The 14,950-nt window shown below is 68.9% G+C and carries 19 protein-coding genes; 13 read left to right on the top strand and 6 right to left on the bottom strand.

The window, feature by feature from the left end; genetic code table 11:
* Positions 1–21: 21 nt before the first annotated feature.
* The 3 genes from ACIQF0_RS18355 to ACIQF0_RS18345 all read left to right on the top strand — a co-directional run bounded on the left by ACIQF0_RS18355 (position 22) and on the right by ACIQF0_RS18345 (position 2,346).
* Complete coding sequence (locus ACIQF0_RS18355; RefSeq protein ID WP_319976276.1) at positions 22–360, top strand: rhodanese-like domain-containing protein; 339 nt, start codon at positions 22–24, stop codon at positions 358–360.
* Between the two features lie 2 nt (positions 361–362).
* Entirely contained in the window at positions 363–1,271 is a 909-nt protein-coding gene (locus tag ACIQF0_RS18350; RefSeq protein WP_401030757.1) for a DUF4328 domain-containing protein, read from the top strand.
* A gap of 67 nt (positions 1,272–1,338) precedes the next feature.
* Positions 1,339–2,346, top strand: a complete 1,008-nt coding sequence (locus ACIQF0_RS18345; protein WP_401030755.1) for a glycerophosphodiester phosphodiesterase — start codon at positions 1,339–1,341, stop codon at positions 2,344–2,346.
* Here ACIQF0_RS18345 and ACIQF0_RS18340 read toward each other — a convergent pair whose 3' ends face one another.
* Positions 2,347–2,871, bottom strand: coding sequence for a hypothetical protein (locus ACIQF0_RS18340; RefSeq protein ID WP_401030753.1), 525 nt, complete (start codon positions 2,869–2,871; stop codon positions 2,347–2,349).
* Positions 2,872–2,888: 17 nt separating this feature from the next.
* Positions 2,889–4,073 (bottom strand): cytochrome P450, encoded by a 1,185-nt coding sequence (locus tag ACIQF0_RS18335; RefSeq protein WP_360047143.1) that lies wholly within the window; start codon positions 4,071–4,073, stop codon positions 2,889–2,891.
* Between the two features lie 90 nt (positions 4,074–4,163).
* Here ACIQF0_RS18335 and ACIQF0_RS18330 point away from each other — a divergent pair, with 90 nt between their 5' ends.
* The 9 genes from ACIQF0_RS18330 to ACIQF0_RS18290 all read left to right on the top strand — a co-directional run bounded on the left by ACIQF0_RS18330 (position 4,164) and on the right by ACIQF0_RS18290 (position 10,802).
* The gene (locus tag ACIQF0_RS18330) at positions 4,164–4,904 is read left to right on the top strand and encodes a glycerophosphodiester phosphodiesterase (RefSeq protein ID WP_401030751.1); all 741 of its coding nucleotides are present in this window, start codon (positions 4,164–4,166) and stop codon (positions 4,902–4,904) included.
* A gap of 27 nt (positions 4,905–4,931) precedes the next feature.
* Positions 4,932–5,867, top strand: coding sequence for a DUF5926 family protein (locus tag ACIQF0_RS18325; RefSeq protein ID WP_401030749.1), 936 nt, complete (start codon positions 4,932–4,934; stop codon positions 5,865–5,867).
* A 45-nt stretch (positions 5,868–5,912) separates the two neighbouring features.
* Positions 5,913–6,251 (top strand): DUF952 domain-containing protein, encoded by a 339-nt coding sequence (locus ACIQF0_RS18320; protein ID WP_401030747.1) that lies wholly within the window; start codon positions 5,913–5,915, stop codon positions 6,249–6,251.
* A gap of 88 nt (positions 6,252–6,339) precedes the next feature.
* Positions 6,340–6,888 carry a SigE family RNA polymerase sigma factor gene (locus ACIQF0_RS18315; RefSeq protein WP_401031461.1) on the top strand — a complete coding sequence of 183 codons (549 nt, stop codon included), beginning with the start codon at positions 6,340–6,342 and terminating at the stop codon, positions 6,886–6,888.
* Complete coding sequence (locus ACIQF0_RS18310; RefSeq protein ID WP_401030745.1) at positions 6,872–7,684, top strand: hypothetical protein; 813 nt, start codon at positions 6,872–6,874, stop codon at positions 7,682–7,684. The genes ACIQF0_RS18315 and ACIQF0_RS18310 overlap by 17 nt, the downstream gene beginning before the upstream one ends.
* A gap of 184 nt (positions 7,685–7,868) precedes the next feature.
* Positions 7,869–8,459 carry a hypothetical protein gene (locus ACIQF0_RS18305; RefSeq protein ID WP_401030743.1) on the top strand — a complete coding sequence of 197 codons (591 nt, stop codon included), beginning with the start codon at positions 7,869–7,871 and terminating at the stop codon, positions 8,457–8,459.
* An 87-nt stretch (positions 8,460–8,546) separates the two neighbouring features.
* A complete protein-coding gene (locus ACIQF0_RS18300) occupies positions 8,547–9,155 on the top strand; it encodes a hypothetical protein (protein ID WP_401030741.1) in 609 nt (202 codons plus the stop codon).
* Between the two features lie 105 nt (positions 9,156–9,260).
* Positions 9,261–9,668 carry a YciI family protein gene (locus ACIQF0_RS18295; RefSeq protein ID WP_093594853.1) on the top strand — a complete coding sequence of 136 codons (408 nt, stop codon included), beginning with the start codon at positions 9,261–9,263 and terminating at the stop codon, positions 9,666–9,668.
* A gap of 3 nt (positions 9,669–9,671) precedes the next feature.
* Positions 9,672–10,802 carry an RNA polymerase sigma factor gene (locus tag ACIQF0_RS18290; RefSeq protein ID WP_401030739.1) on the top strand — a complete coding sequence of 377 codons (1,131 nt, stop codon included), beginning with the start codon at positions 9,672–9,674 and terminating at the stop codon, positions 10,800–10,802.
* 70 nt (positions 10,803–10,872) lie between these two features.
* Here the strand turns inward: ACIQF0_RS18290 and ACIQF0_RS18285 are convergent, their stop codons facing one another.
* The 4 genes from ACIQF0_RS18285 to ACIQF0_RS18270 form a co-directional block, all read right to left on the bottom strand.
* Entirely contained in the window at positions 10,873–11,433 is a 561-nt protein-coding gene (locus ACIQF0_RS18285) for a ferritin (protein ID WP_360047151.1), read from the bottom strand.
* A 99-nt stretch (positions 11,434–11,532) separates the two neighbouring features.
* Positions 11,533–12,720 (bottom strand): arginine deiminase, encoded by a 1,188-nt coding sequence (locus ACIQF0_RS18280; protein WP_401031458.1) that lies wholly within the window; start codon positions 12,718–12,720, stop codon positions 11,533–11,535.
* Positions 12,721–12,867: 147 nt separating this feature from the next.
* On the bottom strand, positions 12,868–13,566 hold the full coding sequence (locus tag ACIQF0_RS18275; protein WP_360047198.1) for a CPBP family intramembrane glutamic endopeptidase: 699 nt from the start codon (positions 13,564–13,566) through the stop codon (positions 12,868–12,870).
* 73 nt (positions 13,567–13,639) lie between these two features.
* On the bottom strand, positions 13,640–14,404 hold the full coding sequence (locus ACIQF0_RS18270) for a DUF2470 domain-containing protein (protein WP_401030737.1): 765 nt from the start codon (positions 14,402–14,404) through the stop codon (positions 13,640–13,642).
* 78 nt (positions 14,405–14,482) lie between these two features.
* Here ACIQF0_RS18270 and ACIQF0_RS18265 point away from each other — a divergent pair, with 78 nt between their 5' ends.
* The gene (locus tag ACIQF0_RS18265; RefSeq protein WP_360047153.1) at positions 14,483–14,947 is read left to right on the top strand and encodes a hypothetical protein; all 465 of its coding nucleotides are present in this window, start codon (positions 14,483–14,485) and stop codon (positions 14,945–14,947) included.
* The last annotated feature ends 3 nt before the right edge of the window (positions 14,948–14,950 follow it).

The raw sequence follows: 14,950 nt of genomic DNA, 5'->3' as shown, positions 1-14,950 counted from the left end.
CGGCATGGGAACATCTACGGCGTGACTGTTCCAAGCGTGGAGATCGCCGAGGTTCCGGCACAGCTGCCCGAGGGCGCCGTACTGCTGGACGTGCGCGAGCAGGACGAGTGGGACGCGGGCCACGCGCCTGGCGCGCTGCACGTCCCGATGAGCGAGATCGGTGCCCGTCTCGAAGAGGTGCCGAACGACGTGCAGCTCTACGTCGTGTGCCGCGCCGGTGGCCGTTCGGCCCGCGTGACCCAGTACCTCAACGAGAACGGCTGGGAGGCCGTCAACGTCGAGGGCGGCATGCAGCACTGGGAGGCCGCCGGTCGCCCGCTCGAGGGCGGCGCCGACGGCATGGCGCCCGAGGTCATCTGATCGTGCAGCCGCTGCAGCCGATGCGCGTGGACTGGGTGGCGACTCCGCCACCCGGTGCCTATCCGCAACCGCAGAACCGGTCGCAGCGGCTGTCCTACGGCGGCCCGCCGAACTACCCGGTCCCGCCGCGCTGGGGTTTCCCCCTGCTCGCGTGGCGCTGGCCGACGGCCGTGGCCAGCACGGTCGAGCAGGCGGACTCGGTCGACAACGTCCGCCGGCTCGGCAAGACCGCGCAGAACTCGCTCTGGGTCGTCGCCTTCGTCGCCCTGTGGGCGGCGGGGTCCGAGATCTGGCGTTACGTGCTGCTCGTGATGAGCCGGTTCGGCGCTCTGGACGCGAACGTGGTGCTCACGTCGGACGCCATGGTCGTGTCCTCGTGGACGGTCATGTTCGTCGGCTGGGCGCTGTCATTGGTGCTGGTGCTGGTGTGGATCCGGCGCGCGCGGAACGTGGCCGCGGACCTCGTGAGCTACGGGCCGTCCCGGTCTGGTGTGAACGCACTCCTGCTCCTGCTCGCGCCGTTCGTCAACCTGGTCGTCCCGGGTTCGGTGCTGGCCGAGCTGGAACACGCTGTGGCGCGCCGCCCCGTCGGCGAACGTCCCCGGCCGTCGAAGCTCCTGCTCTGGTGGTGGGGTTTCTGGGTCGCGGCCGGGTTGATGTTCTGGATCACCCTGCTGTGGCGGAACCTCGCGGACAGCACGCAGGCGCTGGCGAACGGCGTGCTGCTGCACGTGTTCCAGGACCTCGTGCTGGTCGGGGTCGCGGTGACGACGGCGCTGGTCGTCCGCCGGATCACCACGCTGCTGCTGCCGGTGGACGCCGCGTCCGTCCGGCTGATGCGGGTCGTCGAGGTCAAGGACGCCCCCGAACCGCCGCTGCGGTCGGTGCGCGCGTCCGGCTCGCCCCGCTGACGCTGTTCAACCGACGTTCGCCCTGCTGGACCTGCCGACGTTCTTCCGGCCGTGCCAGGTTGGATGAATGCGGACACTCATCGGGGCTCTGGTGATCGCAATGGCCACCCCTGGCGTCGCTCAGGCGCACCACCGGGACTTCGACCTCCAGGCACACCGCGGCGGCATCGGCCTGACCGTGGAGAGCACGCTCAAGGCGTTCGGCAAGGCGCTCGAACTCGGCGTGACGACCCTGGAGCTCGACCTCCAGATCACCAGGGACGGCCGTGAGGTCATCACCCACGACCGCAAGACGAACCCGGCGAAGTGCCTGGACACGAAGCCGGCGTTCCCCGGCGATCCCGAGTTCCCCTACGCCGGCAAGTACGTGAAGGACCTGACGTTCGCCCAGGTGCGGACGCTGGACTGCGGCAGCACGAGGTGGTCGCAGTACCCGGACCAGGAGCTCTCGCCGGGCGCCCGCATGCCCACCCTGGACGAGTTGTTCGACCTCGCCCGCAAGCACCGCGCGTGGGGCATCCGCTTCAACATCGAGACCAAGGTCGAGGCCGCCGCACCGCACGAGACCGCGCCACGTGAGCAGTTCGTGCAGCGCGCCGTCCGGGAGATCCGCCGCTCGGGCTTCCTGGCGAACGTGACCGTCCAGTCCTTCGACTGGGGCACGCTGATGCGGCTGCGCGAGGTCGAGCCGCGCATCCCGCTGGTGGCGCTGACCCAGCCGGAGATGCTGCGGCCGGGTTCGCCGTGGACGGGCGGCCTCGAACTCGCCGACTTCGGTGGCAGCGTCGCGAAGATGGCGAAGAGTTTCGGCGCGGTGGCGCTCTCACCGGTGCACGGCAACCCGCAGGGCGGCAAGGTCGGCGACCCGGACTACGTGCCGTTCACCACGAAGGCGCTCGTGCAGGACGCGCATCGGCAGGGGCTCAAGGTGATCCCGTGGACGACCAACGACCCGGCCACCATGCACAAGCTGATCGACGACGGCGTGGACGGCATCATCACCGACTACCCCGATCGGCTGCGGAAGGTCATGCAGGAACGGGGTTTCCCGTTGCCGCGCAAGTACCGCCGCTAGTCAGCCGTGGGGCCTGCGCGGGAGCTGGGGCAGGCCCAGCAGGGTCCTGACCTGAGTCGAGGTCAGTCCCATCCGCCGGACGATTCGTTCCGGGGCCCAGCGCAGTTCGTGGTGCAGGGCCACGACGATCGCGGTGATCTCCTGCTCCGCCGCGGAGATCTCCGCGGCCCGGTCCTCCTTCAACCGGTCGGACTTCTCCGTCGCCGCGAGAACCAGCTCCTCGAAGTCTTTTCCGTGCTCCTTCAGGTAGTTCTCGTGGTAGCGCTTCCTCGCGGCGTCGTCGGCGATCCGGAAGAACTCCGATCGCGCCATGTCCCAGGCCATCCAGCGCTGCCACCGTCCCAACCAGACCTTCGGCTGGCCGGGTCCGCTCTTCTCCCACTGCTGCCACGCGAGCAGCCGCGCCTGGCTCACCTCCCAGTCGCGGTCGCGGGTCAGCTCCTGCAACGCCCGGTCCGCCGCCAGCGATTCCTCGCCCAGCGGCGATCCGGTGAGGATCGCCTGTGCCGCATAGGCACGGCGCATCAGTTCCTCTTCGCCGCTCACCCCGCGCCCAGCGGCAGCGAGTGCAGGCCGCGGATCACGAACTCCGCGCGGCGGTTGGGTTCCTCGGCCAGCACCGCGCCGGGAAGCTTGCGGTGCAACGAGGACAGCGCCGCCTCCACCTCGATGCGGGCCAGCGGCGCGCCCAGGCAGTAGTGGATGCCCATGCCGAAGCCGAGGTGCTGGTTCTTCTCGCGGCCGATGTCGAGGACGTCCGGGTTCTCGAAGACCAGCGGGTCGCGGGCGGCCGCGCCGAGCAGGGCGGCGATCTTCTCGCCGGGCTCGATGACGTGGCCGGCGATCTCCACGCGTTCGGTGGCCGTGCGTTCGAAGAGCTGCAACGGCGAGTCGTAGCGGATGAGCTCCTCCACGGCCGTGGGCATCAGTTCGGGGCTGAGCCGCTCCCACTGCGAGCGGTGCTGCATCAGTGCGTAGACGCCGTTGCCGATGACGTTGACCGTGGCCTCGTGGCCGGCCATCAGCAGGAGCACGGCGGTGGCGACGAGTTCGTCCTCGGTGAGTCTGGCGCCGTCGGTGTCGGTGACGGCGACCAGGTCGGAGACGAGGTCGGCGCCGGGGTTCTTGCGGCGCAACGCGACCAGTTCGCGCAGGTAGGCGACGAACTCGGTGGCGGCGCGTTCGGCCGCGGCCTGCTGGTCGGCGGGCAGGCCGTACTCGTACATCTTCACGATGGCGTTCGACCACGGCTGGAGCAGGTAGCGGTCCTGCTGCGGAACGCCGAGCAGCTCCGCGATCACCTCGACCGGCAGCGGGGCTGCGACGTGGGCGAGCAGGTCGGCCTGACCCTGGTCCTTGATCTTGGCGGCCAGTTCGTCGACGAGCCGGTCGGACAGGTCCGCGACCCACGGGCGCAGCCGCTCGACGTGACCGCGGCCGAACGCGGCGGCGACCAGCCGGCGCAGGCGGGTGTGCGTGGGCGGCTCGTTCTCCAGCAGCGAGTTGCGGTGCAGGAGGTTGAAGGACATGAACTGCTCGACCGGCTTGACGTCCGACCAGATTCGCCCGAACGAGCGATGCCGCAGCACCGCCGAGCAGGCCGCGTGGGAGACCGCGACAGCGACGTCCATCTGCTCGTGGTGATGCACCTCACCGGCCTCACGCAGGGCGGCGAACGCCGGGTACGGGTCGGCGATGAACGCGGGATCACGCTGGTCGAACGTCACAAGGCGGGACGGTAAGTCGCGATCGGCGTTTCGTCCACGCCCATTTGATTGATGACTCAAATTGTTGCGCAGGAACTATCGTCTGGTCTTGTGCAGCAGCCAGCGATCGTCGCGCACCGTGGCGCGTCCACCGACCGTCCCGAGCACACCATCGGCGCCTACGAGCTCGCGCTCAAAGAGGGTGCGGACGGCCTCGAGTGCGACATCCGCCTGTCGAAGGACGGCGAGATCGTGTGCGTGCACGACCGCACGCTCACCCGCACGTCGAATGGCCGTGGCACGGTCAGCGCGCTCTCGCTCGAAGAACTGAGGAAGTTCGACTACGGCAGCTGGCACCGCCACCGTCAGCCGGCCGGGCTGTTGGTGCTGGACGACCTGCTGGAGCTGGTCAAGGGCAAGAACGTGCAGCTCTTCGTCGAGACCAAGCACCCGGTCCGGTACCGCAACGAGGTCGAGCGCAAGCTCGCCGAGGCGTTGAAGAAGCACGGACTCGGCGCCCAGATCGTCATGATGTCGTTCTCGCCGACCGCGGTGAAGGCGTTCCGCGAGCACGCGCCGGACATCCGCACGGTGCTGCTGCTCGACCGCCTCGGCCGCTACCGCGGCGGCTCGCTGCCGTCGTTCGCCGACTACACCGGGCCCGGTCTGCACCTGCTGCGCAACGACCCCGGCTACGTTGATCGGGCGAGGCGCGCCGGTCACGAGACGTACGTGTGGACGGTGGACAACGCCGAGGACGTCGCGCTGTGCCGTGACCTGGGGGTCCGCTACCTCGCGACCAATGCCCCGGCGAACACCCGCCGCCTGCTGACGGCTAATTTGGCGACCTAGACAAGCCTGAGCACGAGGAGGGCCAAGGTGGCCAAGCGGACCGCGGTCAAGGACGCACCGAAGGACGGGATCAACCCGAAGCAGCCCTGCCCGTGCGGGTCCGGCAAGCGCTACAAGGCCTGCCACGGCGCGCCCGGCGGAGCGACGGACGTCATCGTGTCCCGCCCGTTCGAGGGTCTCGCCGCCGAGTGCGAGCTGATCGCGCTGCGCGAGTTCGTGCCGTCGGCGATCGTGAAGCTGCCGACCAAGGACGGCCGCGAGGTCACCCTCGCGACCGTGCTGCCGATGGCCGCCGCCGGCCTGATCCGCGGCGACGACGTGCCGTTCGTGGGCCTGCAGGTGCAGACGCGCTCCGGCGACATCAGCCGCGACCTGGCGCGGGCGCTGCAGTGGGCGCAGCAGGCGAAGACCGGTGACGTGCTGCCGGTCGTCGGCCCGGACAACGGCGACGACCCCGGCCGTCTGCAGGACCTGCTCGACGCGGACGCCGACATCACGCCGGTGCTGCACACCGACTTCGTGTGGTGGATGCCCGAGGGCACCGAGCCGACGGGCGACGTCGCGCTGTCGCTGGAGCGGGCGAACGCGGCGATCCTGCCGACCGAGCGCCTCGACGCCCCCGGCGTGAAGGCCGCCTACTGGGTCGACGCGGGCGACAAGGCGCACCTGCGCTGGGTCCGCCCGGAGCCCGAGGAGAAGTTGCTGCCCGCGATGGCCCGGCTGGCCGCCCGCGGTGAGCTCGACCTCGGCGAGGGCTCGCGCTACGCCGGTTCGTTCCGCGCGCACGGCCTGCTCGTGCCGGTCTGGGACCTCGACCGCGAGATGCACGCCCGCGAGTGGGCCGAGCCGGCCGAGGCGCTGGGCAAGCGCTTGCTGGAGGCGCTGGCCGTCGACGAGCCGCTGAGCGACGCCGAGCGCCGCGCCCGTGACGGCCTGCGTGGCCGCCAGATCACCCTGCGGTAGTCCACCGGGTTGTCCACATGGTTGTGCACAGGGAGCTGTGGATAAGTGCTGCTGCACATCATCACGACGGCCGGCTGGGCTGCTGCTCAGTCGGCCGGGTCGATCCCGCCCGCCGAGGGTGAGGAGTTCGTGCACTGCTCGGACCGGGGCGTCGTGCACGTGACGGCCGGGAAGTTCTTCCACGGGCAGAGCGGGCTGCTGCTGCTCGTCGTCGACCCGAAGCTGCTGGGCGTGCCCGTCCGGTGGGAGGCGGTGGCGGACTCACCGCTGTGGTTCCCGCACGTCTACGGGCCGATCCCGGTCGCCGCGGTGACCGAGGTGCACGAGTTCCCCGGTGAGCGAGACGGTTCGTTCGTTCTGCCGGAAGCCGTTGCCGTTTTGTGATTTAGTTTGGCAACCGTTCGACTCGCCCAGGCGTGGATCTCTCGAAGCCAGTGTGCTGCTTTGGGGGAGGGGGTGTGCCGTGACGGCGGTGTTGCAGCTGGGGACAGCCGCCGAGCGCGGCGGGGAAAGAGCGGAAGCCGTGGGGGACTTCGCTGAGTTCGTGCGCGTGTCCATGCCCGGACTCCTGCGCTACGGGCACGCGTTGACGGGAAATCCGCACGACTCGGCCGACCTGGTGCAGGCCGTGCTGGAGAAGGTCGGCTCGCGCTGGGCCGCCGTGCAGCGCAAGGGTGACGACCCGCTCGCGTACGTCCGCAGGGCGATGGCGAACACGCACATCAGCATCTGGCGCAGACGTCGCCGGGAGAGCCTCGTGGCGGACTTCCCCGACAGCGGAGCCGTGGCTCCCGAGCTGAGCCGGCTCGAGAACGAACCGCTCTGGCAGGCGCTGCGCGACCTGCCGCCACGGCAGCGCGCGGTGGTCGTGCTGCGCTACTACGACAACCTCTCCGAGGCCGAGATCGCGAACGCGCTCGGGATCTCGTGCGGCACGGTGAAGAGTCAGAGCAGCAAGGCCATGGCGAGCCTGCGAACACGCTTGGCGAAGGAAGGAGTGACCGGTGGACGAACTGGATGATCAGCTGCGCAAGCTCTTCAGCGATGATCGGCTCGACGTGCACTCCCCACCCGTCACCACCGAGACCGTGGTGCGCGGTGCCGCCCGCCTTCGCCGCCGCCGTGCCGCCGTCACCGGGGCGTTCGCCGTGGCGGTCCTGGTCGGTGCCGGGGCCGGGCTGGCCCAGCTGGGCAAGGGCAGGCAGGACGACACGGTCGGCGCGTACCTGACCACGGCCACCCCGACCAGCTCGACGACCACGCCCCCGACGTCGGTCAGCACGTTCACCTCGACGGTGATCGTGACGACGAACCCGCCGCCGAACTCCAACGGCGGCAACCCCGACACCTCCGGCACCGGGACCAGGAGCGACCAGAAGTCGGATCCTCCTCTGCCGCCGCCGGCCACACCGGAGGCACAGCCCGGCCGGTACGGATCGCTCGCGCTGGGGATGTCCGAGGCCGACGCGCTCGCGACCGGCTCGCTGGTCGAACCGAGCACCCCGGCCGACTCCGAGAACAGGTGCAAGGCGTACGCGACGAAGTCGGTGCCCGACAGCAACGCCGTGATCGTCTCACCGGCGCGGGGAATCGTGCGGATCACGCTGGCGAGCTTCGCCAAGACGCCCAAGAACGTCGGTGTCGGCTCGAAGGTCGCCGACGTGAAGACCGCCTATGCGAATGCCACGCAAAGCGGTTCCAACGTGGTGGTGTCAATGAACGCGACACCGGCGTGGTCGTACATCTTCGAGAGTGACGGAAGCACGGTGACCACCGTGTTCATGCGGCTGAATGCGAACGACTGCACGGCCGTCTGACAATTCGATCTTGTCGAAGTCCCGCCGCTCATTGGGGGTGCGGCGGGGCTTCGGCGTACCCGTTTGCGGACGTATTCGCTGTGATCTCTTCGTGACTCAGAACTGTGCAACCTGGCTTCTCGGGTGGCGTCTTACTGGATGTCCGAAAGGGCATGGGGGTTCGTCACCAATGGGGGAAATAGAAATGAACAGCTCTGTCAAGCTTGCGCTCATCGTCGCGGTGGCCGTTTCCGGAATTGCCGCGTGCACGTCCACTCCGGCACCGAAGCAGAATTCCGCGCCCGCCACCGAACTGCCGTCCGCCACGCCGCCCGCGGTGGTCACGGAGGTCGTGACCGCGACGGTGACCAACCCGCCTCAGGCCGTGGTGAAGGTGGACAACCGCCCCGGCTACGGCGCCCTCAAGCTGGGCATGACGCTCGACGAGGCGAGAGCGGCCGGCCTGACCGACCTGACGTGGGACAGCGACGGTGACGGCATCTGCGTCGCCGACGACGAGGTCGCGATCTCGAAGAAGTACGGCGTCGTCCGGATCACTTTGCCCCTGGACGCCAGGACTTCCAAGGGAATCGGGGTCGGCTCCACCTTCGCCGAGGTGAAGGACGCTTACCAGGCGGCTTCTGAATACCGCTCGGGCTGGTCGGCGAGGATCAGCGACAACGCCTCTTACGCGTTCCTCGGCAGTGGCAAGCTCGACCATTTCCCGGACACCGACGAGGTCGTTCTCATCAAGCTGGGATCGAGCAACGCCGACTGCGCCTTGGCATTGCTCTGAGTCTCACCAAGAACCGCCGTGCCCGCCCCGCTGGGGGTGGGGCGGGCACGGCACCCGAATGCAAAAATTTCCTGGGGGGAAATCGCAATGAAGCGCTCTGTCATTCTCGTCGCAATCGCCGCCGCTCTCGGCCTGTCCGCGTGCACGTCCACGCCGACGCCGACGCCGGACACCACTGCCACTTCCGCTGCCACGTCCAGTTCCGCGCCGTCCAGCACGGCGCCGCCGCCCGCGGTGGTCACCACCGTCGTGACGCAGACGGTGACCAACCCGCCGCCACAGCCCACCAAGCCGGTGATCGATTCGTTCGGCTACGGCCCGCTCAAACTCGGCATGACGCTCCAGCAGGCCCTCGACACCAAGCTGATCGCTCCTGATCTGCTGAGCCCTCCGGACGGCGCCTGCACGGGCCACCGGATCCTCGGCACCGATCACAGCGTGGCGATCTCCAAGAAGCTGGGCGTCGCCTCCATCACCTTCACCCCGGAGATGACGTCGGACGGCGTCGGCATCGGGGCGACCGAGGAGAAGCTGAAGGCCGAGTACACCAACCTCAGGCCAGTCGGCCCGAACTACACCTGGGCCGCTGACGCCGACAACAACCCGGCAGCCACGTTCGTCTTCGGAGTGCACAAGGAGAAGAAGACGCTCTGGGCGGCGTACCTCGCGCTCAAGAACCAGGACTGCCACAACTAGGAAAAAAGATCTTCAGCCGGCGATGTCGAGATCCGCGTTTCGGCTCCGTCCCCGCGGTGGAAGTGACCATGATGGGTCGCACCAGCACCGAGGGAGACACCAGAGATGGCGAAGTACCTGCTGCTCAAGCACTACCGCGGCGCGCCTGCGGCGGTGAACGACGTGCCGATGGACCAGTGGACGCAGGACGAGATCACCGCGCACGTGAAGTACATGAACGACTTCGCGGACCGGCTCAGGACCACCGGCGAGTTCGTCGACGAGCGGGCGCTCGCGCAGGAGGGCACCTGGGTCCGGTACGACGGCGAGGGCAGGCCGCCGGTCACCGACGGGCCGTTCGCGGAGACGAAGGACCTCATCGCCGGCTGGATGATCATCGACACCGACAGCTACGAACGCGCGCTCGAACTCGCGGCCGAGCTGTCGGCGGCGCCGGGCAAGGACGGCAAGCCGATCCACGAGTGGCTGGAGATCCGTCCGTTCTACGGCCACGCGCCGACGATCACGGAGTGACGAGTGGACGAGGCACTGCTCAGGAGCCTCCTGCCGGCGGTGCTCGGCATCCTCGTCCGCCGCGGAGCCGACTTCGCGGCGGCCGAGGACGCCGTGCAGGACGCGCTTGTCGAGGCGGTCCGGGTGTGGCCGGAGGATCCGCCGCGGGATCCGAAGGGCTGGCTCGTCACGGCGGCCTGGCGCAAGTTCCTCGACGCCACGAGAGCGGCGACGGCCCGGCGCAGGCGTGAGGACGCGATCGACGCGGAACCGGAGCCTGGGCCGGCGTCGGACACCGACGACACGTTGCAGCTCTACTTCCTGTGCGCGCACCCGTCGCTCACGCCTTCCTCGGCCGTCGCGCTCACGCTCAGGGCCGTCGGCGGACTGACCACCCGCCAGATCGCGCAGGCCTACCTGGTGCCGGAGGCCACGATGGCCCAGCGCATCAGCCGGGCCAAGAAGACGGTCGGCGACGTGCGGTTCGACCAGCGCGGCGACGTCGCCACCGTGCTGCGTGTGCTGTACCTGGTCTTCAACGAGGGCTACTCCGGCGACGTCGACCTGGCCGCAGAGGCCATCCGGCTCACCCGGCAGCTCGCGGCCGTGATCGACCACCCCGAGGTCGCGGGACTGCTCGCGCTCATGCTCCTGCACCACGCCCGCCGCGCGTCCCGGACCAGCGAAGGCCGTCTGGTGCCGCTCGCCGAGCAGGACCGCGGCAGGTGGGACACGACGCTGATCGCCGAGGGCGTCGAGATCCTGCAGGCCGCGCTCGCGCAGGACAGGCTGGGGGAGTTCCAGGCGCAGGCGGCCATCGCGGCGCTGCACGCGGACGCGCCCGTGGCCGAGGAGACGGACTGGGTGCAGATCGTCGAGTGGTACGACGAACTCCTCCAGCTGACCGACAGTCCCGTCGTGCGGCTCAACCGCGCGGTGGCGGTGGGAGAGGCCGACGGACCGCGCGCCGGGCTGAAAGCGTTGGCGGAACTGGACGATTCACTGCCCCGCTACTCGGCCGTGGCCGCATATCTCCACGAGCGCGACGGAAGTCCGCTGACGGCCGCGAAACTCTACGTCGAGGCGGCGGAGAAAGCATCGAACCTCGCCGAGCGGGAATACCTGACGCGGCAGGCCGCCCGTCTCAACAACTGAAAGGACCGCCTCACCCGGTCAGGTGAGGCGGTCCTTTGTGATCAGGCACTCAAAGCGTGCGAAGAAAAACTCAGAGCTTGCCGCCCGCGGCGGTCGGGGCGCCGGAGTCGGCACCCTCGTCGCCCACGCTCTCGCGGGTCAGGAAAGTCTCGACGTAGAACATGTTGCCGTCCGCGCGGTCCATGATCGTGAGCAGCGTCTTCATCGAGGAGACCTCCTCGACCTGCTCCTTCAGGAACCACTGCATGAACTGCTCGCCGATGTAGTCGCCCTCCTCGCGGGCGGCCTTGGCGAGGCCCACGATCTGGTCGGTGACCTGCTGCTCCTGGCGCAGGGCCAGGTCGACGAGGTCGCGCGGCGACTTGAACTCGTTGAACGGTGCCTCGACGCCGGGAATGGTGATGGCGATGTCGTTGTCCATCAGGAACTGCACGATCATCATCGCGTGGTTGCGCTCTTCGAGAGCCTGGCTGTAGAAGTGCGACGCGAGGCGGGGGAGGTCCTCGTTGTCGAACCACACGGCGAGTGCGATGTACTGCTGCGAAGCGGAGAACTCGTTGCCGACCTGAGCCTGCAGCAGCTCGTGGAACTTCGACTTCTTGGACAGGATCTTCTTCACGTTCGAGGCCATGCGGAGTACGTTAGCCGAGAACAAAGATCTTCGCATTCCAGGAAAAGCTAACCTTTGTTTGGAAAGGTGATCCAAACAAAGGTTAGGCGTTCCTAACGATCACACCAATGGCGCGCGGTCGATCGGGCACGACATGCAGCGGGGTCCGCCGCGGCCGGAGCCCAGCTCCGAGCCGGCGATCCGCAGCACCTCGACGCCCTGGTCCTCCAGGCGCGCGTTCGTCTCGACGTTGCGCTCGTACGCCACGACGAGACCAGGCGCCACGGCAAGCGTGTTGTTGCCGTCGTCCCACTGCTCGCGCTCGGCGGTGACGATGTCGAGGCCCGTGTCGATCACGCGCAGCCGTTCGATGCCCATCGCCTCAGCCGCCGCCTCGAGGAACGGCACGGGGCCGTCCACCCGCACGCCACCGTTGCCGTCGGCGCGCAACGGGTAGGCCGTCAGCGTGTGGCGGATCGCGGGGTACATCACCACGGCGTCGCGGTCGACCATCGTGCAGACGGTGTCGAGGTGCATCGTGGCGCGTTCCTGCTCGATCGGCACCGCCAGCACCGTGTGCGCCAGGCCGTCCGCGAGAGCGGAGCGGGCGAACGACTCCGCGCCCGCCGGGGTGGTGCGCTCGCCGACGCCGATGGCGATCACACCCGGCGCGAGCAGCAGCACGTCGCCACCTTCCAACGGCGCCGAGTGCGCGCCGTACGCGCGGCCCGTGCGGCGGAACCGCGGGTGGTAGGCGTAGATCAGGTCGGTCAGCGTCGTCTCGCGGTCGCGGGCGGGCAGCGCGAGCGACGTGATGGCCACGCGGTCGCCGACCCAGACCGACGAGTCGCGGGTGAAGAGCAGGTTCGGCAGCGGGTCGACGGCGAAGTCGATCGGCAGGTGCATCTTGCGCACCAGCGACGCGCCCTCGGCGGCCGGCATCTCCTCGAACGTCATGCCGGTCATCAGCACCTGGGCGAGCTGCGGTGCGTCGAGCGAGGTGAGGTGGCTGCGCAGCGCGTCGGCCAGGTCGATGCCGAGGCGGCGCTCGTTGACGGCGCTGTGGATGCCCGCGATGCGCGCGCGGTTGTCCTCCAAAGCCTGCACCAGCACGTCGGCCAGCAGCAGGACCTCGACGCCCTTCGAGGTCAGCGTCGCGGCGAAGGCGTCGTGCTCCTCCTGGGCCCTGCCGACCCACGGCACGCCGTCGAACAGCAGCTGGTCGTTGTTGCGCGGGGTGAGCCTCTTGAGCTCGTTGCCCGGCCGGTGCAGCAGCACCGTGCGCAATGGGCCGACCTCGCTGTCCACGCGCGGCGCGGCGTCCGGAAGTGCTTCGGTCTCAGCGATCGTGTGCGCAGTCACCGGACGAGCGTAACCCTGAACAGCACAAATCGCCGTCCGCGAGCCAAAAATCGCAACGAATGGCGGTAAATTATGGAATCTACCGTGGAATCGTTACGGCAACCAGCTCACTTTGCCGCGCAACATTGTGTAGCCGATGAACGCGACCACGTCGAGGATGGTGTGGGCGATGACCAATGGCCACAACCGCTTCGTGCGCTGCCAGTAGAAGCCGAACACCAGGCCCATGACCACGTTGCCGACGAACCCGCCGAAGCCCTGGTAGAGGTGGTACGAACCGCGCAGCACGGCCGCCGCGAACAACGCCGTGTACTGCCGCCAGCCGAGCTGCTCGAGCCGCGTGATCAGGTACCCGACGACGAGCACCTCCTCCGCCCACGCGTTGCCGGCGGCGGCGAGGATCAGCGCCGCGCTCATCCACCACTGGTTGTCCAAAGTGGACGGCTGGACGGCGAGGTTGAGCCCGAGCGCCCAGGCGGCGAAGTAGAGCCCCAGCCCGGGGATGCCGATGATCGCGGCCAGTCCCAGCGCACCCAGCGAGTCCGCGAGCTTGCGGGTGCCGTCGAGACCGATGACGCGCAGCTTGATTCCGGTGCGCCACAACAGGTACAGCCCGATGCCGCCCCACGCGGCGAGCTGTAGCACGCCGAGCAGCTGCGCCACGAGGTCCAGCAGGTCGGCGCGCGCCTGCGGGACGTTGATCGCGACGGACTGCTGGTTGAGCGGTGTCGGCTGCAGCAGGCTGTCGATCAGCCGCACGAGGCTGCGCAGCCCGGACAGCCCGAGCGTCATGCTGAAGACGATCAGCAGTTCGAGCTGGTAACCGCGCTTCTCTTCGGCGGGAATCAAGGTCACCAGCCAGACGCTACCTCTGGGACAGGAAGGGGCAGCCCATCAACCGCCGCAGTTCCGCGGCGAGTTCCTGCGGAGTGCTGACGGGCTTGGAGAACGCGATCCGCACGTCGTGGTCGTCGCACTCCGCCTCGATCCGCAGCCGCAGCCCGAACCGGTCGAGCCCGAGCGGCCGGATGTGACCGGTCCGCAGCTCCTCCGGCAGGTGGCGGGAGAGTTGGTCGACGACATCGCTGTGCGCGGCCTCCAGGTGCCGCAGCCAGTGGTCCTCGTTGCCGCAGAACGGGTCCGGTGCCGCGCTCGCGAACTGCTCCGGCCTGATCGACGACGTGCCCTCGGCGTCCGCGATCACCATCGACGCGGGTGTGAGCCGCAGCACCGAGGCGCCGTGACCCGCATCGAGCAGCCGGTGGTCCGGACGCACGTCGGCGACCGCGAGGATCTCGTCGCGAGCCTCCTCGTCGTCCAGTGCGGCGACCCAGCCGGTGAGCCACAGCAGGCCGCGGACTGGTTCGCGCAACGGAACCGGCGCCTGGTCGGCGATCTCGAGCATCGCCGTCACCTCGGCCCGCGGGGTCTGCCACAACTGCCCGACCAGCGGGTGTTCGTCGGGCAGCAACAGGATCGTGGTGCCGCACGGGTGCACGTGGTGGAACAACGGGCTCGTGCGGGAACCGGACTGAGGAAGCAGTGCGGCAGAACCGTGCCGGGCCGCGATCGTGCGGGCGCGCTCTGCGGCGTGCGGCGCCGGCGGGCGCTTGGTCTGGGTGTCGGTCACCGCTGCACCTCCTCGAAGGTTAGGCAAGCCTAACTTAGCTTGGCGCGTCATGGGAAGCGTCACCTGTACGGTGGACGGGTGGTCGTGCCCAACAAGCCGTCCACCGAGGTGACGGCGCTCGACGATCGGTGGACCCGGCACTGTGTCGACCGGGCGAGCCGCCGTGCACTGATGTGGACTGTGGTTGCCGGTGCGGCCTTCGCGCTCCAGTTCGTGCTGGTGCTCGTGTGGTCCTGGTCCTCACCGGTGGCGCTGGTGTTGTTGTTCTTCGCCGCGGCCGTTCTCTGGACGGTCACGCGACGACGTCCGGTGCGTTTGCCGGAAGGGGAGCCGTGGATCTTCGCGCAGGCCCGGTGGGAGGGCGGCCGGTTGGTGGTGCTGGGGTCACCACCGCTGTTGCTGACTCTGAGGGTGGGTCCGTTGCTGCGTGGACGGATCGCCCGGCATCGCCGCGTGTGGTTCGTTCCGCCGGACGCCGCGGGGAACACCGTTGTGACGTTCAGGGGAGTTCCGCAGCTCATCACCGCCCGCGTGTTTCGATGATCA

Source organism: Lentzea sp. NPDC092896 (assembly GCF_044754905.1).
In the GTDB taxonomy this organism is placed as follows: Bacteria; Actinomycetota; Actinomycetes; order Mycobacteriales; family Pseudonocardiaceae; genus Lentzea.
Note: the sequence above shows the minus strand (reverse complement) of the source record. Positions and strands in the feature narration are given on the sequence as shown.